A 23,737-nucleotide genomic window follows, 5' to 3' on the forward strand; every position below is an offset into this window, starting at 1 on the left:
GTCGAGAGACACCGAAACGGCTCCGGCACCGGCTGGAGCCGCCTTATGCGATTGCTCTGAAAGACGCCTCATGTTTCAAAACCGCACGGAAGCCCTGGCGCTTGCCTTGCCCGCGGCCCTGTTCGCCGCGCTGGTCTTCCTGCTGCCCGTCGTCATCCTTCTCTCCGAAGGATTTCACATCGACGGCAGCTGGACGCTCAGCGCCTATACCGGCTTCTTCTCGCAATCGCTGAATCGCACGGTCTTCCTGCGCACCTTCAAGCTCGGCCTCGAAGTGACCGCCGTATCCGCCGTCATCGGCTATGCCGCGGCCTTTGCCATCGTCAACCTGCCGCCGAAGGGCAAGGGCCGGATGATCGGCCTCGTCACATTGCCGCTGATGATCTCGCCCGTTGCCCGCACCTATGCCTGGATCGTCATCCTCGGCCGTACTGGCATCGTCAACCAGGCGATCCAGGGCCTCGGGCTCAGCGACAGCCCGCTGCGCCTGCTTTTCACCGAGACCGCCGTCTTCATCGGCCTGCTGCAGCTGTTCCTGCCGCTGATGATCCTCTCTCTGATCAGCGCGCTCGAAAACATGCCGAAGGACGCCATTCCCGCCGCCCGCGTGCTCGGCGCCAACTGGTTTCAGGTGTTCTGGAAAGTGATCCTGCCTCTCACCCGCGAGGGCCTCGTCGTCGGCGGCACGCTCGTCTTCACCGGCTCGCTCACCGCCTATATCACCCCCGCCGTGCTCGGCGGCTCCAAGGTGCTGATGCTGGAAACCCTGCTCTACCAGCAGGTCTCCGTCGCCAACGACTTCGTCGCCGCCAGCGTCATCGCCTTCATGCTGATCGTCATGAGCTTCGCCGCCAACATCCTGCTCAAGCGTCTGGCTACAGCGAGGAACAAGCGATGACATCACGCATCCTTTCGCCGCTGGTGCTCGGCCTGCTCTTGATCTTCCTGATCGGCCCCTTCTTCATCATCATTGCCGCCTCGCTGTCGGCTGGTGACACGCTGGCCTTCCCGCCGCAGGGCCTGTCGCTGCGCTGGGTCTTCAAGGTATTTACCATCGACAGTTTCCGCGACAGTTTCGCCATGTCGATGCTGCTCGCGGTCGGCGGCACGCTGGCAGCGCTTGTCCTCGGCATCCCCGCCGCCTACGCGCTGTCGCGCTACAAGCTGCCGGGCGCGGAAACCATCCGCACCATCGTCTCGTTGCCGATCATCGTGCCGGGGATCATCGTCGGCCTGGCGCTGCTGCGCTATCTGGTCGTGCCCTTCGGCTTCAACATCACGCTGGCGCTGTTCTTCGCCCACACGGCACTGGTGCTGCCCTATGCCGTGCGCGTCGTCTCCGCCAGCCTCAACAACCTGCGCTCCGATATCGAGGAAGCGGCCGTCCTGCTCGGCTCGTCGCGATCAGGCGCCTTCTTCCGCGTGGTGATGCCGAACATCCGCGGCGGCATCCTCGCCGCCTTCATCCTCGGCTTCGTCACCAGCTTCAACCAGGTGCCCGTCTCGCTCTTCCTGTCCGGTCCCGGTGTCCGCACGCTGCCGATCGACATGCTGGGCTACATGGAAACCACGTACGACCCGTCGATCGCCGCGCTCTCGGCGCTGCTCGCCTTCCTGTCCATCGGCATCGTCTTCCTTGCCGAACGCTTCCTGGGGTTCTCTCGCTATGTCTGACACCTATCTGCAACTCGACAAGCTGACGCTTGCCTACGGCGATACGGTCGCGGTGAAGGATCTCGATCTCTCGATCAAGAAGGGCGAGCTCGTCGCGCTCCTCGGCCCCTCCGGCTGCGGCAAGACCACGACCATGCGCTCCATCGCCGGCCTGCTCAACCCCGCCTCCGGCCGCATCACGCTCGATGGCGCCGATATCACCCGCGTTTCCGCCAACAAGCGCAATGTCGGTCTCGTCTTCCAGTCCTACGCGCTGTTCCCGCACCTGACAGTCTATGAAAACGTCGCCTTCGGCCTGCGCCTCAAGGGCGTCAGCGGCCAGGATCTCGACGCGAAGGTAACCGCAGGAATCAAGTCCGTCGGCCTCGCCAGTTTCGCCACCCGCAAGCCGGGCGAACTCTCCGGCGGCCAGCAGCAGCGCGTGGCGCTCGCCCGCTCGATGGTCATGGAGCCCAAGGTGCTGCTTCTCGACGAGCCGCTCTCCAACCTCGACGCCCGCCTGCGTCTGGAAATGCGCGCCGAGCTGCAGCGTGTCCAGAAGGAAACCGGCGTCACCATGATCTTCGTCACCCACGACCAGATCGAGGCGCTGGCGCTCGCCGACCGGATCGTGGTGATGCTGAACGGCGGCATCGAGCAGATCGGCACGCCGGAAGAAATCTACAACAAGCCCGTCTCGGCCTTCGTCGCCGATTTCGTCGGCTTCGAAAACGTCTTTGCGCTGGAAAACGGCAAGCTCGCGACATCCAACTCACTCGTCGAGCTTTCCGCTCCAGTGCCGCAGGCCGTTAAAGGCCTGGCCTGGCGTCCGCGCATGGTGATCCTTGGTTCAGGTCCTTTCCAAGGCACCGTGCGCGGCACCTCGTTTGCCGGCAACGTCAGAGAATATCTGCTCGACACACCGCTCGGCCCCATCAAGGCCGAGGTCGATGCCGGCGAGCCGAGCCACGCCATCGGCGCCACGCTTGCCTTCGATCTGCCGCTTGGCGCCGCTGCCCCACTCTCTCGCTACAGGTAATATCATGGGCGTCTGGATCGACACCGACATGGGCTTCGACGACATCGCCGCCATTCTGGTCGTGGCGCATGCGAAGCTCGACATCTCGGGCATCTCGCTGGTTTTCGGCAACACGCCGCTGCCGCAGGTCCGCAATAACGCCGCCGGCGCTGCAAAGGCCTTCGGCTGGACCTTCCCGATCCACTCCGGCCGCGCCTCAGCCGTGCTGGGCGAGATCGAGACCGCCCAGGCCATCCTCGGCGAAACGGGCATCCCGACCTCAGGCAAGACGCTGCCCGACGCCGCCGCCCTGCCCGAAAGCAACGCCTTCACCGCGCTCTGCAACTGGCTCGAACAGGACGGCCCGCACCGCATCCTGGCGCTCGGCCCGCTGACGAACATCGCAGCCCTTGCGCTCGCCCGCCCCGATCTCGCCGCCCGCATCACCGAGCTCACCTGGATGGGCGGCGGCGTGACGGCGGGCAACCACACCGCATCCGCCGAGTTCAACGCGCTGGCCGATCCCGAGGCGCTGGCCATCGTCATCGCCTCCGGCCTACCGCTGCGCATGGTCGATCTCGACCTCTGCCGCAAGGTCATCGCCTTCCCTGACGACGTCGCCCCGATCCGCGAGGCCGGCGGCCCCAATGCCGAGATGCTGGCCGATTTCCTCGACGGCTATATCGGCATCGGCACCAGCCGTGGCCGCTTGGGCATGGCGATCTACGACCCATGCGCCGCCGTGGCCTTCGCCCACCCCGAGATGGTCACCTTCCGCGCCGCCCGCATCGACGTCGAGCTGCAGGGCAAACTTACGCGCGGCCGCACCGTGGTCGAAACCCGCGCCACCCGCGCCAAGCCGAATGCCGACTACGCCGTCGAGATCGACAGCGAGGCCGCCCGCGCCATCATCCTCGGCGCGCTCCGGCAGGAGGCCGCCCGATGAGCCAGTTGGAACCGATGGACCTCAGCGATCCCAAGCTGCGTGCCCGCGCCGTTGCCGCCGCGCGCGGCGATGCGCCCTTCGACGTGGTGATCACGGGCGGCCAACTGCTCGACGTCGTCACAGGCCTGATCCGCGACGCCGATATCGGCCTCGTCGGCCCGCTGATCGCAAGCGTGCACGCCCCACAGAGCCGCAAGGACGCGAGCGAGACGATCGACGCTCGCGGCAGCATCGTCGCCCCCGGCCTGATCGACACCCACATGCACATCGAAAGCTCGATGGTCACCCCATCGGCCTACGCCGCCGCCGTCCTGCCGCGCGGCGTCACGACTGTCGTCTGGGACCCGCATGAATTCGGCAATGTCCACGGCATCGATGGCGTCCGCTGGTCGATCGAGGCAACGCGCGGCTTGTCCCTGCGCACCATCCTGCTTGCCCCCTCCTGCGTTCCGTCCGCCCCCGGCCTTGAGGTCGCGGGTGCCGATTTCGACGCCGCCGTCATATCCGAACTGTTGCGTCGGCCCGAGATCGGCGGTGTTGCCGAAGTCATGAACATGCGCGGCGTCATCGAGGGTGATCCCCGCATGACCGGGATCGTCAATGCCGGCCTTGCATCCGGCAAGCTGGTCTGCGGCCACGCGCGCGGGCTGGAGGGCAGCGACCTCAACGCCTTCATGGCGGCCGGCGTCACCTCCGACCACGAGCTCACCTCGGCCGACGATCTCTTGCTGAAGCTCGCCGCCGGCCTGACGATCGAGCTGCGCGGTTCCCACGACCACCTGCTGCGCGAATTCGTGGCGGCACTGAACGGCATCGGCCACCTGCCGTCCACCGTGACGCTCTGCACCGACGACGTCTTCCCCGACGAGCTCCATTACTGTGGTGGTCTCGACGACGTCGTGCGCCGTCTGGTCAGCTACGGCATGAAGCCCGAATGGGCGCTGCGCGCCGCGACCTTCAACGCCGCCCAGCGCCTGCGCCGCCCCGACCTCGGCCTGATCGCCGCCGGCCGCCGTGCCGATCTCGTGCTGTTCAAGGATTTCACCGAGTTCGAAACATCGGCCGTATTCGCCAATGGCCGCCTCGTCTCCCGCGACGGCAAGATGGCGATCGACCTGCCGGCCGTCGACAGCGCGCCGCTGCAGCACTCCGTCAAGCTCCCGGCGCTGACCGAAAACGACTTCCGCATCCGCTGCGAGGGCAGCCGCATCCGCGTCGCCACCATCGACCGCCCGCGCTTCACCCAGTGGGCCGAGGCCGAAACCGCCGTGGAGGACGGTTACGTCGTACCGCCTGAGGGCAGTGCGATGATCTCCGTCGTCCACCGCCACGGCAAGGTCGACGCCCGCCCGCGCATCGGCTTCCTCACCGGCTGGGGCACATGGCGCGGCGCCTTCTGCACCACGGTTTCGCACGATAGTCACAACCTCACCGTCTTCGGCGGCAATGTCGAGGACATGACCATCGCCGCCAACGCCGTGATCGCTGCCGGCGGCGGCATGGCAGTGGTGCAGGACGGCGAGATCAAGGTGCTCCTGCCGCTCCCCCTCTCCGGCCTCGTCAGCGAGGCCCCGCTCGAAGAAACCGCGGAAACCTTCCGCGCCATCCGCCGCGCCATGGAAGACGTCGTCGACTGGCGCCCACCCTACCTCGTCTTCAAGGCCTGCTTCGGCGCCACCCTCGCCTGCAACCTCGGACCGCATCAGACGGATCGCGGGATTGCCGATGTGCTGACGGGACTGGTGATGGAGACGCCGGTGATTGAGGTGTTGTAGGGGTGTTGAGGGTGGTGAGGTTGTGCCGTGAAGCCCCCTCATCCGCCTGCCGGCACCTTCTCCCCGTTGGGGAGAAGAGACTCGTGGCTGGCAACTCAGCCTATTCTCAAACGTTGCGGACAAGCGAAAACGGCGCGGCATCTCCCCTTCTCCCCCACGGGGAGAAGCAACCATGTCATTGCGGTGCCGATTGCCAAGGCCTGTCGCGTTGAATGATGAGGTTTGCCGCCTCGATAAGCTTTCGCATGATGGCGACGATTGCGACTTTGGGCGGCTTTCCTGCGGCCGTGAGACGCTTTGCGAAGGCGCCATGGCAGGGGTCGCAACGCTTGGCGGTCAATGCCGCAAGGTAGAGTAACTTGCGCGGTCGGCGACGCCCACCGGCGATGAAGCGCTGGCCTTTGCGCTCCCCCGAATCCCGGTCGAATGGCGCCACACCGATCAAGGCCGAAGCCTGTCCCTTACGCATGGACCCCAGTTCGGGCATGCGGATGAGCAGACTGAGCGCTACGATGGGGCCAACGCCGGGCAAGGAGCGCAGCAAGCCAAGACGATGCGCCAGATCGGGCCAGAGCCGGATGCAAGCCATGATATCGGCGATCATGCTGGTCTTTCGGGTGACCAGGATGGCCAGTTGAGCCCGTGCCTCCGCCACAAGGTCAGGCAGGCTCATATGCAGTCAGACGCTCGGCCAGCTCGACCAGACGCGGATCTGCTGCAGCTTTGACGGCATCAACCTGCGCCGTCGCGCTGGCGATTAGCTTTGCATCGATGCGATCGTTCTTGGCTCTAAGCCGTTTGAGGCGGGCAAACAGCTTGATCTCTATAGGCTGATGCACGACCAGTTCCAGCCCGCGGTCGTGCAACGCGTTCACGAGCGCGCGCTCATAGCCGCCGGTTGCCTCCAACCCAACGCGCGACACACCCCTGGCAACCCCAGTCGATCAGTTCTCGATGCCCGGCAGACGTGTTGGCGACCCGCAGCGTCGCCTCGCAGCCATGAAGCGCTGCATCCAGCCAAGGCTTGGAGACATCGACGCCGGCGCTGCGTGTGATAGACTTCGAAATGTTCATCGATCCCTCCTTGTGGCTTCGGACCCTGTCGTCCCTGCAACCATCCGGATCAGTGAACAGCCGACGGCGACCAAGCTTCTCCACAGCCCACAGGGCTCAGATGCCGACGGTCCCTCCGACGGTGGTCGGCTCGATGCGCGAACATCGGGCCGACAAACCGGACAGTCAGCACTCTAACAGAGATGCAACACACAAGGTGCCGGCAGGCGGATGAGGGGGCTCCGGGCGCCAACATCGTCTACAACGCCACGCACCACAAAACCCGCGCCCGAGCAAGGCCCGGCGACGGTCGGCTGGCGTATCCCAAAGATGGGAATGGGCAGGCGGCATCTATAAAGTGGTATGGGTATCAGGCGTTTCCACCTGCCCGGTCACTTCGAGGTTTCCGGTTCGTCCAGGCCGACAGGAGCGTCTCTCGGCCTTTCCTTGCCGGATGGATATCAGGCCCTGACAGCCCTTGATCCACCTGTGGCGACCATCACCGAACGCCGGATACCAAACTTGGCGTTACCGGTTCGCGAACCCGGCTCCCTGTCCGATGACATGGCCATTTTGGAGCGGCACCGGATGACGGGGATGAACGAGGACGACGATTTCGGCCAAGCCGCTGATTACAAATCGATATGTTTCGTGCGCGACACTAAATTTTGCCCGGCCGCCACAAACGGCACCCTCACCCCGCAGCCAACTCACGCTCCACCAGCCGCGTCCAGAACGCCACACCCGGCCCGATCGCATCATCGTTGAAATCGTAAGCCGTATTGTGATGCAGCGCGCCGTCCACCGCCGGGCCGTTGCCGAGCCAGACGTAGCATCCCGGCGCCTGCTGGCCGAAGAAGGCGAAGTCGTCGCCGGCCGTCGAGGGCGGGAAGTGTGTCACGACCTTCTCGCCGAACACGTCGGAAGCGGCAGCCAATGCCCGCTCCGTCGCATCCGCATCGTTGACGACGGGCGGAATGCGCCGTTCGAAACCGTAATCGGCGGCAATTCCGAACATCGATGCCGTGCCCTCCGCCAGCCGGCCGATCTCGTGTTCCAGCTGGTCGCGGACCTCAGGGGAATAGGCGCGCGCCGTGCCGCCGATCTCGACGATATCGGGGATGACGTTGAGCGCCTTGGGATCGCCAGCATGCAGCGAGCAGGCGCTGACGACGGCCGGCTGCAGCGGATCGACGACGCGGCCGACGATGGTCTGCAGCGACGAGAGGAACGTGCCGGCAGCGGTGATCGGGTCGCGGCCGAGATGCGGCTTGGCGCCGTGCGTGCCGGTGCCCCGGAAGGTGACGCGCCAGCTGTCGGAGGAGGCAAGCTGCGGACCGGCGACCACAGCCATCTCATCGACGGCAAGCCCCGGCATGTTGTGCAGCCCGTAAACGGCATCGCAGTGGAAGAGCTCGAACAGCCCCTCCTCCACCATCCGCTTCGCCCCGCCGCGTCCCTCTTCGGCAGGCTGGAAGATGAAATGGACGGTGCCGGAGAAGCCGCGCGTGGCCGCCAGATGCCGGGCAGCGCCTAACAGCATCGTCGTGTGCCCGTCATGACCGCAGGCATGCATCTTGCCGGGCACCGTCGACTTGTAGGGCCGATCAGCGATCTCGGGCATCGCAAGCGCATCCATGTCGGCGCGAAGCCCGATGCGGCGCGTGCCGTTGCCGACCTGCAGCGTGCCGACCACGCCGGTGCCGCCGAGCCCGCGATGAACCTGGATGCCCGCTTCACCCAAGAGCTTGGCGACGATGTCGCTCGTCCGCACTTCCTCGAACCCGAGCTCCGGATGCGCGTGCAGATCGCGGCGCAGCGCGGTGAGGAACGGCAGATCGGCTTCGATCTCGGCGGAAATGGGCATGCGATAGACGATCCTGTAAACGCGATCGGGCGCCGGAGCGACGCCCGTGATAGACCTTGTTTATCAGGCAAACGGGCGGCGAATTCAACCTTTCGCGACTGCAGCATTGCCTCTTGCGGCGCCGTTGCAGCCGATCTCTCAGACTTGTGAACGCACGGAGAATTTGCGGCGCAATACCGGCGCTTGACAGCCACCGGGCTTGGGTGACGTAATCCCCGCAACGCGAAAGGCCGCATAATGAGCGACGACCAGATCCCCGCCGATAGCAAGCTCACCAATTCGAAACGCCGTTGGGCCGACGAAGGCAAATTCCTGACCGGCCGCACAAGCAGGCCGGAAACCGACCGGCTGCCGCCCGGCCAACATCTCGTCAAGAACTGGCCGGTGCTCGATCTCGGCGAACAGCCTGTTGTCTCCACCGACACCTGGCGGCTGGAGGTCGGCGGACTGGTCGAGACCCCGCTCGACTTCAACTGGGCCGCGTTTCAGGCGCTGGCGCAGAGCACCCGCGTGTCCGACATCCACTGTGTCACGACATGGTCGCGCTACGACAACAAATGGAGGGGCGTCGCCACGCGCGATCTGCTCGACCTCGCCATGCCGAAACAGCAGGCGAGCCACGTCATGCTCACCAGCTATGACGGCTACACGACCAACCTGCCGCTTGTCGATTTCGCCGCCGAAGACGCCATTCTCGCCACCGCCTGGGAGGATCTGCCGCTGACGCGCGAACATGGCGGCCCGATGCGGCTGATCGTGCCGCATCTCTATCTGTGGAAGAGCGCCAAGTGGCTGCGCCGCATCGACATCATGCCGGCGGATGCCGCCGGTTTCTGGGAGCGCAACGGCTACAGCATGTATGGAGACCCCTGGCGCGAGCAGCGCTACGCCGACGATTGATCGATCGGCATTTGTGAAGCGGTGTTTCGCTGCCAACGCAAAACGCGTTTAACGCGCATTCTCTAATCTTCCGCGTCGAGATATACTCGCCTCTACATTGAATATTCTGTTCAAATTAATCCTTTGGTGTAAGTTGGCCACGTAATGACGCGCTGGCATGAGCCCATCCTGGGTTGTTCGACTAACTTGACGCACATTTCACGCCTGAGTTGATGAGCAAGGACACCACGTTTCACACCGTCACGCAGAAGCTTCTCGATGCCTGGCTGAGCACGTCTCCGCATCAGCCGGCGGCGCCCGAGGCTGTCTATCGCGATGCGGTCGACCTTTTGACGATCAAGATGCGGCTGACGGTCATCGTGCTCGACGGCGAGGATCCGCTGGACTGGCGGTTGCAGGTGGTCCGTTCCTCCGGCTTCGCCTCGCGCATCCTCAACATCAACAAGCTCTTCGCGAACCAGCGCATCGGCGATTTCAAGGATCGCAGCTATATGGAGACGGCTGTCATTCCCCGTTACCGCGAGGTCATCGCCTCGCAGAAGCCGTCGATGGAGATGGTCAAGACCGAGCTGCTCGGCGTCAACATTGCCTATGAGCGCATGGTGCTACCGCAACGGACGACCGAGGCCAGGCCGGCCTGGCTGCTGACCGTCACCAACGGCCGCTTCATGTTCAACGCGCCGGAGCGGCAGGCCAAGCTCGACGGCACCGACGAGGCCGTCGTGCAGCTTTTGACCGAGGGCGCGACCGCCAAGCAGATCGCCACCGAACTCGGCATCTCGCATCGAACGGTCGAGCACAGGCTGGAGCGGATGAAGGAGCGCTACGGCGCCAAGAACACGGTGCACCTCACCGCCATGCTGGTGGCGATGCACCTGCACCGCGAAACCGACAGGAACTAGCTCTGCTTAGGTTTCGGGCCAAGCAGCCGACGACACCCCATCACGATCAGAAAGCAGAGAGCCGCAAGGCCGGTCAGCGATGCCACACTGGCGGGATGGGTGGGGATGTCGGCCCAATGCGGGCGGATCACATCGGCCGTATTGAAGGCCTCGCCGCTGAATGCGCAGGTGATCAGCGACAGTCCGCGCATGGTCATGGCGACGTCGATCTCGGAGACGATCGCGTCAGCAGCCTTGGTCTCACGCGGCATGTCGCGCAGCTTGAGCAGCACCGCCTTGGTGGCCGCCAGATAGGCGTGCGAGCATTCGTTGAAAGGGCTTGCCTCATCCGTTACGCCGCCCGGCATCTTGCCCCAGAAGCAATAGGCATACTGGATCGCGGCATAGTTCAGCACGCGGCGGAACGGCTCGTCGGTATCGGCGGCGCGCGACGCAAGGTCGATGATGGCGGCCCGATGCTCGGCCATCACGATCATTTCGCCATGCGATATCTCGGGAATGGCGAGACCGGTGTGCGGCCCGTCAGTGCTGCGCTGATGCGCAAACGCGTGCCCGCCGGCGGCAAGAAGCGGCAGGATGAGGCATAATAGAAGACGGACGGATCGGGCGATCATTTCGGACAAAAGCCCCGGCCGAACCGGGGCTTTCCTTTTCGTCAGTGAAGAACCGGCGCGGCCGGCCGGCGAACGGCCGAGGCAACCGCCAGCTTGCGCTCGGCAAGCGCCCCGAACGCGAGACCGATCACGGTCCACAGGATCGCATGCATGCCGATCGAGGTGGTGCGGAACTGCCAGAGCACCAACGCCGAATAATTCTCCGGCACTTCGTTGATGACAGGCAGCAGATACTGCACGACGCCAATGAAGAGCACATAGGCAAATCCGGCGATGATCGCGCCGTTCCACGCACCGAAGCGCGGCGCCAGCCGCCGGGCAAGCGAGATTGCGGCAATCAGCGCGGCGATCGATACCACGATCATCAGGAAGAACAGCTCGGTTCTGACCCCGATCGTATCCGGATTGCCGACCGCGGGCGGATTGGCGGGATACTTGATGTTGGGCACGATAACGATGGCAACGAAGGCGGCGGCCGCGATCACGGCCGAGGTCCCCCGCGCGCTGAGCGTGCTGACGCGGCCCTGCACGAAGGCGAAGATCAGCGCGAAAATACCGCCGACGGCGATCGCATAGGCCATCACGCCCGTGAACAGGCCGATGCCCGCCTGTGTGGCGCGGCTCACCAGTTCCGGCTCGGCCGCTTCACCGGCAGCCTGCGCGGCCGCCTCTTCGAAACCGATCGCCTGATCGACGAGCGGTTCGCCGAACGTATGGGCAAAGGCAAACACCAGGACGCCAGCGATCAGGCCCGCCAGCATGCCGCGAAGCAAAAGCTTTCCAACCATGTCTCAAACTCCCTTAGTGGCAGGGAAAGCCGAGCAGGTGTCGGCCGTCATGCACGAATTCGTGCACATACATGCCGTTGAACAGCGCCATCGCGCCTTCTTCGGTGCCGACGAAATAGATGGCGATCAGCATCAGCAGGCCGCCGAAAATGGCCCATGGCAGGATATCGCCGACGGGAATGGGAGCAGCCACCGAGGTGGGCGCGAGCGTGGTATGAGACATCAATTCCTCCTGGAATAACGCGTTCAGCCGAGAATGTTCGTGGGTAGGGTCTGACTTCCAGTTTGAGGTATCCTCATCCTGATCACAGTGGCGCGACCGCACCGGAATTTCACCGGCTTCCAAACCTACGAGATCAACGTTATAGCTGCGGCCCTCGACCTGTCAACGCGCTGTCACACAAGGGCACAGTTACAGAGAGGCATCGCTCGCATGATGAGGAAAAAGCCAGCGTGATGACGCGTCTCACCTTCATCTGCCACGGCGCCACCGACGCTGTCAGGCAGGCCCGCTTCCCGCTCGACGAGGCGCTGGAGGACAAGGCGATCATCGGGGCCCGCGCGCTGGCGCCAGGCATCCCGCGCGCCGACCGCATCATGACCAGCCCGGCGCTGCGCGCCCGCCAGACGGCCGATGCCCTTGGCCTGGAGGCCGAGGTCGTCCCCGCTTTGGCCGACTGCGACTACGGCCGATGGGCCGGCCAGTCGATCATGGCGCTGCAAGAGAGCGAACCGGACGCCCTCTCTCTTTGGCTGACCGACACCGACGCGGCCCCGCACGGCGGCGAAAGCATCCGCGCCCTTCACGACCGCGTCGCGCCTTGGATGCAGGCCCAATCCGCGGTCGGCGGCCACGCCATCGCCATCAGCCACGCCCCCACCATCCGCGTCGCGGTGCTGATCGCGCTTGAAGCGCCATTGTCGTCCTTCTGGCATATCGACGTCGAGCCGCTTTCCGCCATCAGGATGACCAGCAACGGCACACGCTGGTCGCTGCGCTTCGACCGCGTGTAATTTCACTATTATCACATCCAGAAATTTAGATAAGCCTTGCGCAAGCCAATTGCGCAAAAGCTAAATCGCCTGGCATTTCCAGGTGATAATCCTTCGTAAAAGGAGGCCTGACCATGTCTTACGACTGGAACGGGGCGCGGCTGAAACGCACGCGTCTCATGCGGCTTACGGGCGGCGCGATCTTTCTGTGCCTGGCCGTCACCGTATCCATGCTGATGCACCTGTAAAGCATGCGAATAGCGGGCGAACGACGATGTTCGCCCGTTTCCTTTTCCGTATTTTATAAGATACCGATACGCCTATGAGTAGGCACAGATAACTAGAAGTCACCCCCTAGTTTCAACGGATATTTTAGACTTCCGTGCTATATCCCACCAAGGTGGAGATGGAGTGGGGAGCATGCCGGTATTTTTCCGGAGCAGAGCCGGACGGCAATGGCTGTCCCTCATGGCGCTTGGCGCGGCCTTGTGGGTCGTCGGCGCGGTGTTGGAATTCGGCGATCTGCTCGCCTTGTTCGTCCAGGAATTCGATAGCTACGGCGCCGACAAGCTGGTGCTGGCGCTCGCCGTCGCCGGCACGATGAGCTTCGTCTATTCCGTCCTGCGCATCACCGATCTTCGCAAGGAAATGGACCTGCGCGCCAAGGCGGAAGCCAAGGCCGATTGGACCGCGACGCACGACCACCTGACCAAGCTTCCCAACCGCTACGCCTTCGAGCGCGCCGTGCTCCTGCATCGCCGCGCGCAGATCGACGCCTACAGCGACGAATGGGAGCGCAACGTCAGCATTTTCTGCGTCGATCTCGACGGCTTCAAGAAGGTCAATGACCTGATCGGCCACAATGGCGGCGATGCGCTGCTGGTCGAGGTCTCCAAGCGGATCTGCGCCATCGGCAGCGCCGATTCCGTCTATCGTTTCGGCGGCGACGAATTCATCATCGTCGCGACCGGCCTGTCGTCGCAGCACGAGGAGCGCCTGTCGCGACTGCTGATCCAGGCCGTCACCCGCCCGATCCACATCAACGGCTTTGCCGTCGAAGTCGGCGCCAGCGTCGGCTATGACCGCTGGCAGCCGGGCGAGCGGCTGGAAGACACCGCCCACCGCGCCGACCTAGCCATGTATGAGGCCAAGTCGCGCGGGCCGAACAACTACCTCGCCTTCGAAGCCTCGATGCGCGACAAGGTGGCACTCCGCGCCTCGCTGGAGGCCAAGCTGCGGGTCGCAATCAAGAACAAGGCGATCCGCCCGTTCTATCAGCCGCTGATCGATCTGAAGACCGACGAGGTCTGCGGCTTCGAGGCGCTCGCCCGCTGGACCGACGACGAGGGCAACAACATTCCGCCCGCCGTCTTCATCGGCATCGCCGAAGAGACCGGGCTGATCACCGTCCTGTTCGAGGATCTGCTAAGCCAGGCCTGCAACGATGCGCTCGCCTGGGACGATCACATCACGCTCTCCTTCAACGTGTCGCCGGTGCAGATGGAAGACCGCCTGTTGACGGCGCGCATCTTCAAGGCGCTGACGGTCAACGATCTTCCCGCCCACCGTCTCGAGATCGAGATCACCGAGAACGCGCTGATACAAGACCCGGCGAGTGCAGCTGCCGTCCTCGATGAACTCCACGATGCCGGCGTGCAGATCGCGCTCGACGATTTCGGCACCGGCTATTCCAGCCTCTCGCAGCTCGCCAGCTACCGCTTCGACAAGATCAAGATCGACAAGAGCTTCATCGCCACCTATCGCGACGACGAGCGCCAGGAAAAGATCGTGCGGGCGATGCTGGCCCTCGGTGTCAGCCTCAACATCAAGACCACCGCCGAAGGCATCGAGGAGCCGCGCCAGCTCAACCACCTGCTCGAGCTCGGCTGCGATGTCGGCCAAGGCTACTTCTTCGGCCGGCCGATGCCTGCCGGCGACATAGCCCTCTTCCTGAGCCAAAGAAACACGACTCTGGCGGCCGAATAGGCACCGCTCCGGCATTCGCCGCAAAATTAGCCATTTGTGATGGAACCATTCGAGATGTGGCGACGTTGGTACGTCGGGTCGCATAGGCGCCATTGTCTGCGGCATGCCGTTGGCGTGCGAAACGCAGCGATCCACGGTTGGGCACCGCGGTTCCCGATTGAAGTGAAGAGTGTACCCTTATTCATAGGAGAGGGATCTATCATGAATGTTCGCATCGTTACTGCGTCAGCAGCGATACTCATGCTTGCCGGGTCAGCCTCGGCGGCCGACCTTGTCTCCGAACCACCACCCGCACCCGTAGAGCAGGCCGCACCTGTCTTCACCTGGACGGGCTTCTACACCGGTCTTCAGGGCGGCGGCGCCTGGGGCAATGGTGATTTCTCCGGCATCGGCTCGTCCAACATGAACGGCGGTCTGATCACCGGTTTCGCCGGCTATAACTGGCAGCTGGACAACAGCATCGTGCTGGGTGTCGAAGGCGACGTTTCCTACAACTGGAACTCCGAAGACGTGGGCGTCAACAGCTACAAGTTCGACACGACGGGATCGGTTCGCGCCCGTGTCGGTTACGCGCTTGACCACGCCCTGCTTTACGGCGCGGCCGGCTGGACCGGTGCACGCGGCCACGTCGATACGCCCGTTGGCAGCGACAGCGCCACCTTCTCCGGCTGGACAGTCGGCGCCGGTGTCGACTACGCCTTCACCGACAATGTCTTCGGCCGCCTCGAGTACCGTTACAACGACTACGGCAGCAAGGACCTGCTCGGCGTCAACACCGACTTCAACCAGAATGTCGTGACAGTCGGCGTCGGCATCAAGTTCTGACCTCGCATACATAAGGGCGGCACGCCGCCTGTCGAAAGAGCCCGGTCCTGCACCGGGCTTTTTCGTGTCGAGAGCAGGCGAAGCGCCGCGGGCGCGTTTCAGGCTTGCGTCAGTTGAGAGGGCTATGCGGCGCCTGGGCTGAAAACCGAAAGCGATCCGCATGCCGCTCGAAACGCACGCCGCGACATCTTCCTCCCCGCAATCCTATTCGCTCGCGCAACGCATCCTCCATTGGCTGACGGTGCTGCTCGTCTTCTTCAATCTCCTGCTCCCCGACGGCATGAACGCCTGGAACCGCAGCATGCGCATCAACGGCACGGCGACCGCGGACCAGATCGCAAGCGCCAACATCCACGCCTGGGCCGGCATCGCGATCCTAGTCGCCGTTGCGCTTCGCCTCGTCCTCAGGGCAACGCAGGGCGTGCCGGCACCTTCGGCGGAGGAACCAGCGCTTCTGCACGCGGCAGCCAGCATCGCGCATGGCCTGCTCTACCTTCTGCTGCTCGCCATGCCGTTGAGCGGAATGGCAGCCTACTATCTCGGGATAAGCGCGGCAGGCTCCGTTCATGCCGAGATCTTGAAGGTCATCCTGTGGGCCCTGATCGGCCTGCACGTGCTCGGCGCTCTCGCTCACCAGTTCTACTGGAAGAGCGACAGGCTGCGGCGTATGACGGTCGGGTAAATGAGGGGCCTCGGCGCAAAGACCTGTGGGCTTTGCCCGACAGTACCCGCGATTTCCTTGTCCGACTCACCATCAAAAGGTAAGAAGGCGCTAATAGACGGCCGCGTTGACAGGCCGAACCGTTAGTACGTCCTCAACCTCTAACGCATAAAATTTCAATCAAATTCAGCAGCATAGACTGCCGCCGCGTGCCCACGCGGCGAGCCGAAAGGTGTGATCATGCGCATATCATTCATGATTTCAGTATTGGCGACAATGCTGATGGCCTTCCCCACGACCAGCACGGCCGGCTCGACGCTGCGCGCCTCCCGCTCGATCGGCGCGCCCATCGGCTTCCCCTCGGCCTGTACCCGCTATGCCTGGCTCTGCCACAACACCAGCAGCGGCGACATCAGCGACGAAAAGGCGATGCCGCTTCTGAAGAAGATCAACCGCGATGCCAATTCGAGCGTCCGGCCGGCAACGGACTATGCCACGACGGGCAAGGCCGAATACTGGTCGCTGCCGATCAACAACAAGGGCGATTGCGAAGACTACGCGCTTCTGAAGATGAAATCCCTGCTCGACGCCGGCTTTCCCGCAAACAAGCTCGCCATCTCAGTGGTCATCGACCGCAACGGCGGCAACCACGTCGTGCTTCTCGCCCGCCTGAAGTCGGGCGACTATGTGCTCGACAATCTCGCAGGCAGCGTAAAGCCCTGGTCGAGCACCGGATATACTTTCCTCGCCAGCCAGAACTTCAACAACAAGAGCGCATGGCAGGTGACGCTAGCCGGACCGCGCGCGGCCCAGTTCTCCGGCACCTGAGACCATCCGAGAACCGCTGCGCCGGCGCTTCGCGACATGCCGACGGCATCATGTCTAAACTCCAAAAGCCCGGGCACCTCGCCCGGGCTTGATGTTTGCGACAGTGAAATGGCGCGGCTTTTGTAGACCGCCGCCATTTCCCCATCGAGGCATGCGCGACCAATGCTTAGTGGCCGCTGCTGCCGCCGGCGCCACCCTGGCCGCCAGAGCCACCGGAACCGCCGCCGCCGCTGCCGCCGTTGCCGCCGTTGCCGCCAGCACCACCGTTGCCACCGCCGACACCGCTGCCGCCGCCGCCACCGTTGCCGCCGGCACCGCCGCCACCGCCGCTGCTGCCATTGCTGGAGCCGTTGCCGCCGGTGCCACCGTTGCCGCCGGCACCGCCGTTACCGCCGCCATTGTTGCCGCCAGCACCGCCGTTGCCGCCGAGACCACCGCCGCCGCCGCCGCCAGCGCCACTACCGCTGCCGCCATTGCCGCCGGCGCCGCCGTTGCCGGCATTACCGCCGTTGCCGCCGTTGTTGCTGCCGCCGGCGCCGCCGCTGCCGGCATTACCGCCGTTGCCGCCGCTGCCACCGCCGTTGTTGCCGCCATTGCCGCCAGCACCACCGTTGCCACCGCTTCCGCCGAAGCCACCGTTGTTGCTGCCGCCGGCGCCGCCGTTACCGGCATTGCCGCCGCTTCCGCCGTTGCCGCCATGGTTGCTGCCGCCGTTGCCACCGGCACCGCCGTTGCCGGCATTCCCGCCGTTGCCGCCGTTGTTGCTGCCGCCATTGCCGCCATTGCCGGCCTTGCCGCCATTACCACCGTTGCCACCGTGGTTGTCGCCGCCATTGCCGCCTTTGCCGCCATTGCCGCCGCTGCCGCCCTTGCCGCCGCGGTTGTTGCCGCCGCTGCCGCCGTTTCCGGCAGCACCGCCGTTACCGCCGTCGCCGCCCCACCAGCTGCCGCCTTTGCCGCCGCCGCCGCCGTTGCCGCCCTTGCCGCCATTGCCGCCGCGGTTGTTGCCGCCGTTGCCGCCGTTACCGGCCTTGCCGCCGTTACCGCCGTCACCGCCCCACCAGCTGCCGCCATTGCCGCCGTTGCCGCCGTTGCCGGCATTGCCGCCATCGCCGCCGCGGTTGTTGCCGCCGTTGCCGCCGTTTCCGGCATTGCCGCCATTGCCACCCTTGCCGCCATGGTAGTTGCCGCCGTTTCCGCCGCTACCGCCATTGCCGCCATTGCCACCGTTACCGCCGTGGTCGTCGCCGCCATTGCCGCCGTTGCCGGCATTGCCGCCGCTACCACCGCCGCCACCGCCACTGCCGTGACCGTGGCCATGTCCGTGGCCGTTACCATTTCCGTTGCCGGGGTCGTTCCAACCGCCGCCATTGTTGTTGCCGCCATGATGGCGGCCACGATGACGGCCACGACCGTTGCCGTCATCCTCGCCGCCAGGATCACTGATTACGGTGATAGGGCCGGCGCTTGCGGTATCGGTACCACCGCTGCTACCGCCGCCATTATTGCTGCCACCATTGTTGGCACTGTTGTTACCGGAACCGCCGTTGCCGTTCCGTCCGAACCGATCATGGTTGGAATCCGTGAAGGGATTTTCGTCAAAAATCGACTGCACCGGGAAGCACAGTCGCTCCTCAATCGATCCCGGCTGCACGTTTCTGCAATCGAGATTGAGCGCCTGGGCGCTCCCTAGGCTCGTTCCTGCCAGCAGAAATCCTACACTGACAGAGAGCTTCAATAGTGTTCTGTTCATTTCGCTCACTCCCATCGTTAACGTGGCGTTAACAGGGAATTTTTATATGAGTGAGCTATAAATTAGAAAGGACAAATAAAAATGAGGAGCGTACTCATTTCGGCTGCAATTGCATTATTTAGTATAAAAGCATCATCTAATAGTAGATAATCACGGAACCACCGAGTAACACAAGGAGCTTTATATGCGGAGAATTGCGGCCATTCTAAGTTTTGTTATGAGTATTCCTTTAATTTCTAGTCAGAGTTTTGCAGGATCCGAAATTCCCGCCAGCCGTTCTATCGCTCCCCCTGTTGGATTTGGTGCTGCCTGTGCCAAATACGGATGGGTATGCCATGGGAAGGGCGGCGCCGATGTTGGGGACAAAGAGGCGCTGAGGGCGCTTCAGCAGGTCAATCGCTACGTCAATTCAACCGTGAAGCCGACCGAGGACCGCGTCACGAAGGGCCGACGTTCGGACAGCTGGACGCTGCCCGTCAACAACAAGGGCGACTGCGAGGATTATGCCCTCATGAAGATGAAGACCCTGCTGGATATCGGCTTTCCGACCAGCAAGCTCGCGCTTTCGGTGGTCCTCAATCACAGCGGCGAGAACCATCTGGTTCTGATCGCGCGCCTGAAGTCCGGCGATTATGTGCTCGACAATCTCGCCTACAGCGTCAAGCCATGGCAGCGCACCGGCTACACCTTCCTCGCCAGCCAGAACTTCAACAGCAAGACCGATTGGCAGGTAACGTTGGCAGGGCCCCGCGCCAGCCGCTTCCCCAAGGGCTGAAAGGGCGTTATCGGCGCTATCGACCATTGAAGGCCGCCTGCCGCGGCCTTCGCAACCACCACTGGAATCTCTCGCGCCGCTGGTACAATTCAATATGTGGCGGATGAGATACACGTTTTGCAATGCAGCATGAGCGGCGGCCCCGCCGCAATGTTGTCATCGGACTGTCATCGGCCATCCAGTAGGCAAATTCCTATCAACCACGATAGGAACGCCCCCTATGACTATCCGTACCATCCTCCTAGGCACTGCCGCCGCCATGAGCATCATGTCGACAGCGCAGGCCGCCGACGCCATCGTCGCGGCCGAACCCGAAGCCGTCGAATACGTCCGCGTCTGCGACGCTTACGGCACCGGCTACTTCTACATCCCCGGCACCGAGACCTGTCTCTCGATCGGCGGTTATGTCCGCGTCGAGGAACGTTTCGGCCGCAACGTCTCCGGTACCTCCGACTGGAACTCCTGGACCCGTGGCCAGGTCACGCTGAGCTCGAAGAGCGAAACCGAATACGGCACGCTGACGGGTGTCATCACGCTGCGCACCAACGCCGAAAACGCCACCAACCAGACCGCCCTTCTGCAGGAAGGCTATATCGACCTCGCCGGCCTGCGCGTCGGCATGCAGTATTCCTGGTGGGATAACGACCGCAGCATCGGCACCGGCGAAACCGACGTGATCTCGAGCAACCAGACGATCCACAACTCGGTTCGCTACATGTACGAGACGCCGAACTTCAGCGCCGGCGTGTCTGTCGACGAACTGGAAGAACGCTATCGCACCAAGCCGGGCGAAGGCCCGAACAATGTCGGCGTCACCGGTCAGCTCTTCGGCAAGGCCGGCGCCGTCAGCGGCTACCTGCTCGCCGGTTACGACACCGACACCGAGGAAGTGGCGCTGCGCGGCATCCTCTTTGCCGATATCGGCCCGGGCCAGCTCGGCCTTTACGGCCTGTGGGCCAGCGGCGCCAATTACTATTACGAGGAATCCGAGTGGGCGCTCGGCGCGCAATACGTCTACAAGGCCACCGACAAGCTCTCGATCATCCCCGGCTACCAGTATTTCAGCAAGATCTCTCTGGATTCCAACGGCGAGTTCACCGGCGGCGACGCCTGGCGCGCCGGCGTGACCGTCGACTACAAGATCGCCAAGAACCTGCTCACCAAGCTCAGCGTTCAGTATTACGACCCTGACAACGCCCCCGAGCAGGTCCAGGGCTTCCTGCGCTTCCAGCGCACCTTCTAAGCAGACGCAAACCGACATGAGCCGCGCTTCGGCGCGGCTCACTCTTCTTCTTGTTCCCGTCTTGAGTTGGTCTTTGCCAAGTTGCATCGACGCCACGCAATAGCCGGCTCAGGAACAGGAAAAGGCGAGGAAGTGTTTTTTTGGTGGCGGAACAATGCGATCCGACCTATCGTTTCCTCTAGGCAATGGAGGTTGCCGAAGGAGGAAAACATGAACGATAGCGTTTTTGGCTTTCTGGTCGCCGCGGAAATGTCCGCTCTGTTTTGGGCTGGTGTATTCCTGGTGGCCGGCACATTGTCGTAAGACGTTGTTATCGCCGGAAGAATGGTAGCGGGGGGCGGAATTGAACCGCCGACCTCAGGGTTATGAATCCTGCGCTCTCACCAACTGAGCTACCCAGCCAAACCACCGAACGATGCCGTTTGCGATGCGCCCGGCTCGTTGAATGAGCGGCTTATAAGGCGGCCTTCACGGTCATGTCAAGCACATGATCGAGAAAATCACCGGGCTTTTGTCACGCCGCCACGGCACCTTCAAGAAGCGCCTTCAGCGACGCTTCGGCCGCCGGCTCGCGCTCGGAGCGCTCGATGAAGCCACCGCCATAGACGCGCGCATTGTCGCCCGGCGCCGAATAAAGCGCGCAGGCCTGACCGGGCGCGACACCCGCCTCACCCACCGCAAGATCCACGTAGATGCCGGTGTGATCGGCATGCAGCACGGCCGGCGTCGGCATGCGCGTCGAACGCACCTTGGCGAAGCAGGCAAAGCCCTCGCCCGCTGCCGCCTGCGAAAGCTCCTCGTCTCCAAGCCAGTTCACGTCGCGCAGATAGACGCGGTGCGTCTCCAACGCCTCCTTCGGGCCGACGATGACGCGGCGCGAGCGGGCGTCGAGATAGACGACATAGAGCGGCTCGCCGGTGGCAACGCCGATACCGCGCCGCTGGCCGATCGTGTAGTGCAGGATGCCCTCATGCTGGCCGAGCACCCGGCCGTCGAGATGCACGATCTCGCCCGCCAGCGCCGCATTCGGCTTCAGCTTGTTGATGATGTCCGTGTACTTGCCCTGCGGCACGAAACAGATGTCCTGGCTGTCGGCCTTCTTGGCGACGACGAGGCCCATCTCTTCGGCGAGCTTGCGGGTCTCCGCCTTCGGCAGTCCACCGAGCGGAAAGCGCAGATAGTCGATCTGCTCCTGCGTGGTGGCGAACAGGAAGTAGCTCTGGTCGCGATCGGCATCGGCCGGGCGATAGAGCGCGCGACGGCCGGGATTGCCGGGGGCCGGATTGGCGCCGGAGCGGATATAATGACCGGTCGCCAGCGCATCGGCGCCGAGCTCGCGCGCCGTTTCCAGGAGATCGGCGAACTTGACCGTCTGGTTGCAAGACACGCAGGGGATCGGCGTCTCGCCGGCGACATAGCTTTCCATGAACGGATTGATGACGGTGTCGCGGAAGCGCTTTTCGTAATCCAGCACATAGTGCGGGATGCCGAGCGTTTCGCAGACCCGGCGCGCGTCGTCGATATCCTGGCCGGCGCAGCACGAACCGGCGCGATGCACGGCCGCGCCATGATCGTAGAGCTGCAGCGTGATGCCGAGCACATCATAGCCCTGCCGCTTCAAAATGCCGGCCACGACCGAGCTGTCGACGCCGCCAGACATGGCCACGACAACGCGCGTATCTTCCGGCCTCTTGTCAAAATCCAGTGTGTTCACGGGGGTGCTGCCAATTCAAAAGGGTATCTTTATCCGCCCTATCCTACAGAATTTTGGCGGATTTGCATCGCGACCAACGGGATCGACCGCCGGCTCTTGTCTGGCGGTGGATATAGAAAGGATTGGGTTCGGGTGCAAGGGGCGGTGATTTTGGGGTGGGGTGGCGGGTGCCTATGGAGAGGTTTGAGCAAGTAGCCCCCTTGTATGTTCATTTTGCATTGATTGTCTGATGATCGATGCGCACTCCGGCGGATGGCCATCCGCCGGAGTGCGGACGGTCGGGACCGCGGCCCCCTTGGCTTGAACCGGGGATGAGCTTGGTCCGGCCGTCCTGGCGTTTGTCCTGAACAGATGATGGGGAGCAAGTCCCGCATGCAAGGCAAGGTATCGTCCAAACCAAACGCGGCACCAGTTTATGTCGGTGTCGATGTCTGTAAAGAGTGGCTCGACATTCATTTGCATCCGCTGGGCCGCGACCTCAGGCTCGCCAATGGCAAGGCCGGGCTGCAAGCGCTGAAGCGGCTGCTGCGTGGGCTGCAGCCGGCCTCAATCGTGATGGAGGGCGACGGGCAAGTTCCACCGGCTGGCCCATCGCAGCCTGCATGAGGGCGGCTTTCCGGTCGCTATCGTCGATCCGTATCGGGCCCGCATGTTCGCCAGAGCCTGCGGCCATCTCGCCAAGACCGATCGGCTGGACGCCCGCTTTCTCGCCATGCTCGCGCAGATGCAGCAGCCAACGCCCACAGCACCTCCCGACAAGCTTCTGGAAACACTTGGCGAACTGGTCAATGCACGCTCTGCGGCGGCGGCCGATCTGACGGCGCACAAGAACCGCCTGAAAGCAACGGATAGCGATTTCCTGCGAAAGCAGCTCGGCAAGCTGGTGATGGCCTTGCAGCGGCATATCGAAAGCCTGGACAAGGAGATCGCCCTGCGCATCACTGATGATCCCGAGCTTTGCCGCAGGGTGGAAATCCTGACCTCCGTTCCCGGCGTCGGCACTGTCACGGCTTATTCCCTGATCGTCGGACTGAGCGAGTTAGGGCAGTGCAATGCCAAGCAGGCGGCCATGCTGGCCGGCTTAGCGCCAATCGCCAACGACAGTGGCGCGCGCCAGGGGCAGCGAGCGATCAGAGGCGGCCGCAAGGCGCCGCGCAACGCCCTCTACATGGCGGCGCTGTCGGCCTGCCGCTACAATCCGGACATGAAAATCTTCGCCACACGGCTGAAGGACAGAGGAAAGCAGGCTAAGGTCGTTCTCACCGCCGTCATGCGAAAACTCGTCGTCCTCGCCAACACGCTTCTTGCTGAAAATCGATGCTGGACGCCAAATCCACCTTGACCTTCAACACAGATGCTCATCCGACCCTACGGGCCACCTTCTTGGATGATCAAAATATGAGATAGTTGTTTCTGCCGGGCGGGTGGCCACCCGCCCGGCAG

General features: G+C 63.5%; 23 protein-coding genes, 1 tRNA gene, 1 pseudogene and 1 riboswitch. Of the genes and pseudogenes, 15 read left to right on the top strand and 10 right to left on the bottom strand.

Going from position 1 to position 23,737, the window contains the following annotated elements:
• The first annotated feature begins 70 nt into the window (after positions 1-70).
• From D460_RS0131145 to D460_RS0131165, 5 genes are read left to right on the top strand one after another with little or no spacing between them, the layout of a single operon-like run.
• On the top strand, positions 71-898 hold the full coding sequence (locus D460_RS0131145; protein ID WP_018902537.1) for an ABC transporter permease: 828 nt from the start codon (positions 71-73) through the stop codon (positions 896-898).
• A complete protein-coding gene (locus D460_RS0131150; protein WP_018902538.1) occupies positions 895-1,674 on the top strand; it encodes an ABC transporter permease in 780 nt (259 codons plus the stop codon). The genes D460_RS0131145 and D460_RS0131150 overlap by 4 nt, the downstream gene beginning before the upstream one ends.
• Complete coding sequence (locus D460_RS0131155) at positions 1,667-2,692, top strand: ABC transporter ATP-binding protein (protein ID WP_018902539.1); 1,026 nt, start codon at positions 1,667-1,669, stop codon at positions 2,690-2,692. Before D460_RS0131150 ends, D460_RS0131155 begins: the two co-directional genes overlap by 8 nt.
• Before the next feature lie 4 nt (positions 2,693-2,696).
• The gene (locus D460_RS0131160) at positions 2,697-3,617 is read left to right on the top strand and encodes a nucleoside hydrolase (protein WP_018902540.1); all 921 of its coding nucleotides are present in this window, start codon (positions 2,697-2,699) and stop codon (positions 3,615-3,617) included.
• Positions 3,614-5,392 (top strand): adenine deaminase, encoded by a 1,779-nt coding sequence (locus D460_RS0131165; RefSeq protein ID WP_018902541.1) that lies wholly within the window; start codon positions 3,614-3,616, stop codon positions 5,390-5,392. The genes D460_RS0131160 and D460_RS0131165 overlap by 4 nt, the downstream gene beginning before the upstream one ends.
• Before the next feature lie 175 nt (positions 5,393-5,567).
• Here the strand turns inward: D460_RS0131165 and D460_RS35670 are convergent, their stop codons facing one another.
• From D460_RS35670 to D460_RS0131175, 4 genes are all read right to left on the bottom strand, one after another.
• Positions 5,568-5,996 carry a transposase gene (locus tag D460_RS35670; protein WP_018902542.1) on the bottom strand — a complete coding sequence of 143 codons (429 nt, stop codon included), beginning with the start codon at positions 5,994-5,996 and terminating at the stop codon, positions 5,568-5,570.
• A gap of 55 nt (positions 5,997-6,051) precedes the next feature.
• Positions 6,052-6,267 (bottom strand): IS110 family transposase, encoded by a 216-nt coding sequence (locus D460_RS35675; RefSeq protein ID WP_245267849.1) that lies wholly within the window; start codon positions 6,265-6,267, stop codon positions 6,052-6,054.
• Between the two features lie 10 nt (positions 6,268-6,277).
• Complete coding sequence (locus D460_RS36620) at positions 6,278-6,466, bottom strand: hypothetical protein (RefSeq protein WP_196809396.1); 189 nt, start codon at positions 6,464-6,466, stop codon at positions 6,278-6,280.
• Between the two features lie 673 nt (positions 6,467-7,139).
• On the bottom strand, positions 7,140-8,312 hold the full coding sequence (locus tag D460_RS0131175; RefSeq protein WP_018902544.1) for a M20 aminoacylase family protein: 1,173 nt from the start codon (positions 8,310-8,312) through the stop codon (positions 7,140-7,142).
• A 237-nt stretch (positions 8,313-8,549) separates the two neighbouring features.
• On the opposite strand from D460_RS0131175, the gene D460_RS0131180 reads away from it, so the two are divergent.
• Together D460_RS0131180 and D460_RS0131185 are read left to right on the top strand one after the other, a co-directional pair.
• Positions 8,550-9,212, top strand: a complete 663-nt coding sequence (locus tag D460_RS0131180) for a sulfite oxidase-like oxidoreductase (RefSeq protein WP_018902545.1) — start codon at positions 8,550-8,552, stop codon at positions 9,210-9,212.
• Positions 9,213-9,424: 212 nt separating this feature from the next.
• Positions 9,425-10,114 carry a helix-turn-helix transcriptional regulator gene (locus tag D460_RS0131185; protein ID WP_018902546.1) on the top strand — a complete coding sequence of 230 codons (690 nt, stop codon included), beginning with the start codon at positions 9,425-9,427 and terminating at the stop codon, positions 10,112-10,114.
• Here D460_RS0131185 and D460_RS0131190 read toward each other — a convergent pair.
• The 3 genes from D460_RS0131190 to D460_RS0131200 are packed head-to-tail and all read right to left on the bottom strand — an operon-like array spanning position 10,111 to position 11,739.
• The gene (locus D460_RS0131190; RefSeq protein WP_018902547.1) at positions 10,111-10,728 is read right to left on the bottom strand and encodes a hypothetical protein; all 618 of its coding nucleotides are present in this window, start codon (positions 10,726-10,728) and stop codon (positions 10,111-10,113) included. The genes D460_RS0131185 and D460_RS0131190 overlap by 4 nt on opposite strands.
• A gap of 41 nt (positions 10,729-10,769) precedes the next feature.
• On the bottom strand, positions 10,770-11,516 hold the full coding sequence (locus tag D460_RS0131195) for a CbtA family protein (RefSeq protein WP_018902548.1): 747 nt from the start codon (positions 11,514-11,516) through the stop codon (positions 10,770-10,772).
• 13 nt (positions 11,517-11,529) lie between these two features.
• Positions 11,530-11,739 carry a CbtB-domain containing protein gene (locus tag D460_RS0131200; RefSeq protein WP_018902549.1) on the bottom strand — a complete coding sequence of 70 codons (210 nt, stop codon included), beginning with the start codon at positions 11,737-11,739 and terminating at the stop codon, positions 11,530-11,532.
• 48 nt (positions 11,740-11,787) lie between these two features.
• Positions 11,788-11,860, bottom strand: a riboswitch (cobalamin riboswitch).
• A gap of 109 nt (positions 11,861-11,969) precedes the next feature.
• Between D460_RS0131200 and D460_RS0131205 the strand changes: the two genes are divergently transcribed.
• From D460_RS0131205 to D460_RS0131230, 5 genes are all read left to right on the top strand, one after another.
• Positions 11,970-12,530 (top strand): histidine phosphatase family protein, encoded by a 561-nt coding sequence (locus tag D460_RS0131205; RefSeq protein WP_026283728.1) that lies wholly within the window; start codon positions 11,970-11,972, stop codon positions 12,528-12,530.
• Positions 12,531-12,929: 399 nt separating this feature from the next.
• Positions 12,930-14,495: an EAL domain-containing protein gene (locus tag D460_RS0131215; RefSeq protein ID WP_026283729.1), complete on the top strand. Its 1,566-nt coding sequence runs from the start codon at positions 12,930-12,932 to the stop codon at positions 14,493-14,495.
• A 201-nt stretch (positions 14,496-14,696) separates the two neighbouring features.
• Positions 14,697-15,320, top strand: a complete 624-nt coding sequence (locus D460_RS0131220) for an outer membrane protein (protein ID WP_018902553.1) — start codon at positions 14,697-14,699, stop codon at positions 15,318-15,320.
• 160 nt (positions 15,321-15,480) lie between these two features.
• Positions 15,481-16,002: a cytochrome b/b6 domain-containing protein gene (locus tag D460_RS0131225; protein ID WP_018902554.1), complete on the top strand. Its 522-nt coding sequence runs from the start codon at positions 15,481-15,483 to the stop codon at positions 16,000-16,002.
• A gap of 234 nt (positions 16,003-16,236) precedes the next feature.
• Complete coding sequence (locus D460_RS0131230; protein ID WP_245267850.1) at positions 16,237-16,809, top strand: transglutaminase-like cysteine peptidase; 573 nt, start codon at positions 16,237-16,239, stop codon at positions 16,807-16,809.
• 166 nt (positions 16,810-16,975) lie between these two features.
• Here the strand turns inward: D460_RS0131230 and D460_RS36270 are convergent, their stop codons facing one another.
• Positions 16,976-18,562 (bottom strand): hypothetical protein, encoded by a 1,587-nt coding sequence (locus tag D460_RS36270; RefSeq protein WP_155947903.1) that lies wholly within the window; start codon positions 18,560-18,562, stop codon positions 16,976-16,978.
• A 184-nt stretch (positions 18,563-18,746) separates the two neighbouring features.
• On the opposite strand from D460_RS36270, the gene D460_RS0131240 reads away from it, so the two are divergent.
• Entirely contained in the window at positions 18,747-19,337 is a 591-nt protein-coding gene (locus tag D460_RS0131240; RefSeq protein WP_026283731.1) for a transglutaminase-like cysteine peptidase, read from the top strand.
• Between the two features lie 220 nt (positions 19,338-19,557).
• Positions 19,558-20,580 (top strand): porin, encoded by a 1,023-nt coding sequence (locus D460_RS0131245; RefSeq protein ID WP_018902558.1) that lies wholly within the window; start codon positions 19,558-19,560, stop codon positions 20,578-20,580.
• Between the two features lie 325 nt (positions 20,581-20,905).
• Here D460_RS0131245 and D460_RS0131255 read toward each other — a convergent pair.
• Positions 20,906-20,982: transfer RNA gene (locus tag D460_RS0131255), tRNA-Met, on the bottom strand.
• A gap of 112 nt (positions 20,983-21,094) precedes the next feature.
• Complete coding sequence (gene mnmA, locus D460_RS0131260; RefSeq protein ID WP_018902560.1) at positions 21,095-22,294, bottom strand: tRNA 2-thiouridine(34) synthase MnmA; 1,200 nt, start codon at positions 22,292-22,294, stop codon at positions 21,095-21,097.
• Between the two features lie 372 nt (positions 22,295-22,666).
• On the opposite strand from mnmA, the pseudogene D460_RS34250 reads away from it, so the two are divergent.
• Positions 22,667-23,636 (top strand): annotated as a pseudogene (locus D460_RS34250) (IS110 family transposase).
• The last annotated feature ends 101 nt before the right edge of the window (positions 23,637-23,737 follow it).

The sequence above is a fragment of the Rhizobium sp. 2MFCol3.1 genome, assembly GCF_000377565.1.
In the GTDB taxonomy this organism is placed as follows: Bacteria; Pseudomonadota; Alphaproteobacteria; order Rhizobiales; family Rhizobiaceae; genus Rhizobium.

What these genes read in the sequence shown, in the direction of transcription:
- D460_RS0131190 (WP_018902547.1), bottom strand. Translation starts at nt 10,728, where the DNA reads ATGATCGCCCGATCCGTCCGTCTTCTATTATGCCTCATCCTGCCGCTT.
- D460_RS0131245 (WP_018902558.1), top strand. Translation starts at nt 19,558, where the DNA reads ATGACTATCCGTACCATCCTCCTAGGCACTGCCGCCGCCATGAGCATC.
- D460_RS0131230 (WP_245267850.1), top strand. Translation starts at nt 16,237, where the DNA reads ATGATTTCAGTATTGGCGACAATGCTGATGGCCTTCCCCACGACCAGC.
- D460_RS0131180 (WP_018902545.1), top strand. Translation starts at nt 8,550, where the DNA reads ATGAGCGACGACCAGATCCCCGCCGATAGCAAGCTCACCAATTCGAAA.
- D460_RS0131160 (WP_018902540.1), top strand. Translation starts at nt 2,697, where the DNA reads ATGGGCGTCTGGATCGACACCGACATGGGCTTCGACGACATCGCCGCC.
- D460_RS0131165 (WP_018902541.1), top strand. Translation starts at nt 3,614, where the DNA reads ATGAGCCAGTTGGAACCGATGGACCTCAGCGATCCCAAGCTGCGTGCC.
- D460_RS0131145 (WP_018902537.1), top strand. Translation starts at nt 71, where the DNA reads ATGTTTCAAAACCGCACGGAAGCCCTGGCGCTTGCCTTGCCCGCGGCC.
- D460_RS0131225 (WP_018902554.1), top strand. Translation starts at nt 15,481, where the DNA reads ATGCCGCTCGAAACGCACGCCGCGACATCTTCCTCCCCGCAATCCTAT.
- D460_RS0131155 (WP_018902539.1), top strand. Translation starts at nt 1,667, where the DNA reads ATGTCTGACACCTATCTGCAACTCGACAAGCTGACGCTTGCCTACGGC.
- D460_RS0131240 (WP_026283731.1), top strand. Translation starts at nt 18,747, where the DNA reads ATGCGGAGAATTGCGGCCATTCTAAGTTTTGTTATGAGTATTCCTTTA.
- D460_RS36620 (WP_196809396.1), bottom strand. Translation starts at nt 6,466, where the DNA reads ATGAACATTTCGAAGTCTATCACACGCAGCGCCGGCGTCGATGTCTCC.
- D460_RS35670 (WP_018902542.1), bottom strand. Translation starts at nt 5,996, where the DNA reads ATGATCGCCGATATCATGGCTTGCATCCGGCTCTGGCCCGATCTGGCG.
- D460_RS0131215 (WP_026283729.1), top strand. Translation starts at nt 12,930, where the DNA reads ATGCCGGTATTTTTCCGGAGCAGAGCCGGACGGCAATGGCTGTCCCTC.
- D460_RS0131200 (WP_018902549.1), bottom strand. Translation starts at nt 11,739, where the DNA reads ATGTCTCATACCACGCTCGCGCCCACCTCGGTGGCTGCTCCCATTCCC.
- D460_RS0131150 (WP_018902538.1), top strand. Translation starts at nt 895, where the DNA reads ATGACATCACGCATCCTTTCGCCGCTGGTGCTCGGCCTGCTCTTGATC.
- D460_RS0131175 (WP_018902544.1), bottom strand. Translation starts at nt 8,312, where the DNA reads ATGCCCATTTCCGCCGAGATCGAAGCCGATCTGCCGTTCCTCACCGCG.
- D460_RS0131185 (WP_018902546.1), top strand. Translation starts at nt 9,425, where the DNA reads ATGAGCAAGGACACCACGTTTCACACCGTCACGCAGAAGCTTCTCGAT.
- D460_RS0131220 (WP_018902553.1), top strand. Translation starts at nt 14,697, where the DNA reads ATGAATGTTCGCATCGTTACTGCGTCAGCAGCGATACTCATGCTTGCC.
- D460_RS0131195 (WP_018902548.1), bottom strand. Translation starts at nt 11,516, where the DNA reads ATGGTTGGAAAGCTTTTGCTTCGCGGCATGCTGGCGGGCCTGATCGCT.
- D460_RS36270 (WP_155947903.1), bottom strand. Translation starts at nt 18,562, where the DNA reads ATGAACAGAACACTATTGAAGCTCTCTGTCAGTGTAGGATTTCTGCTG.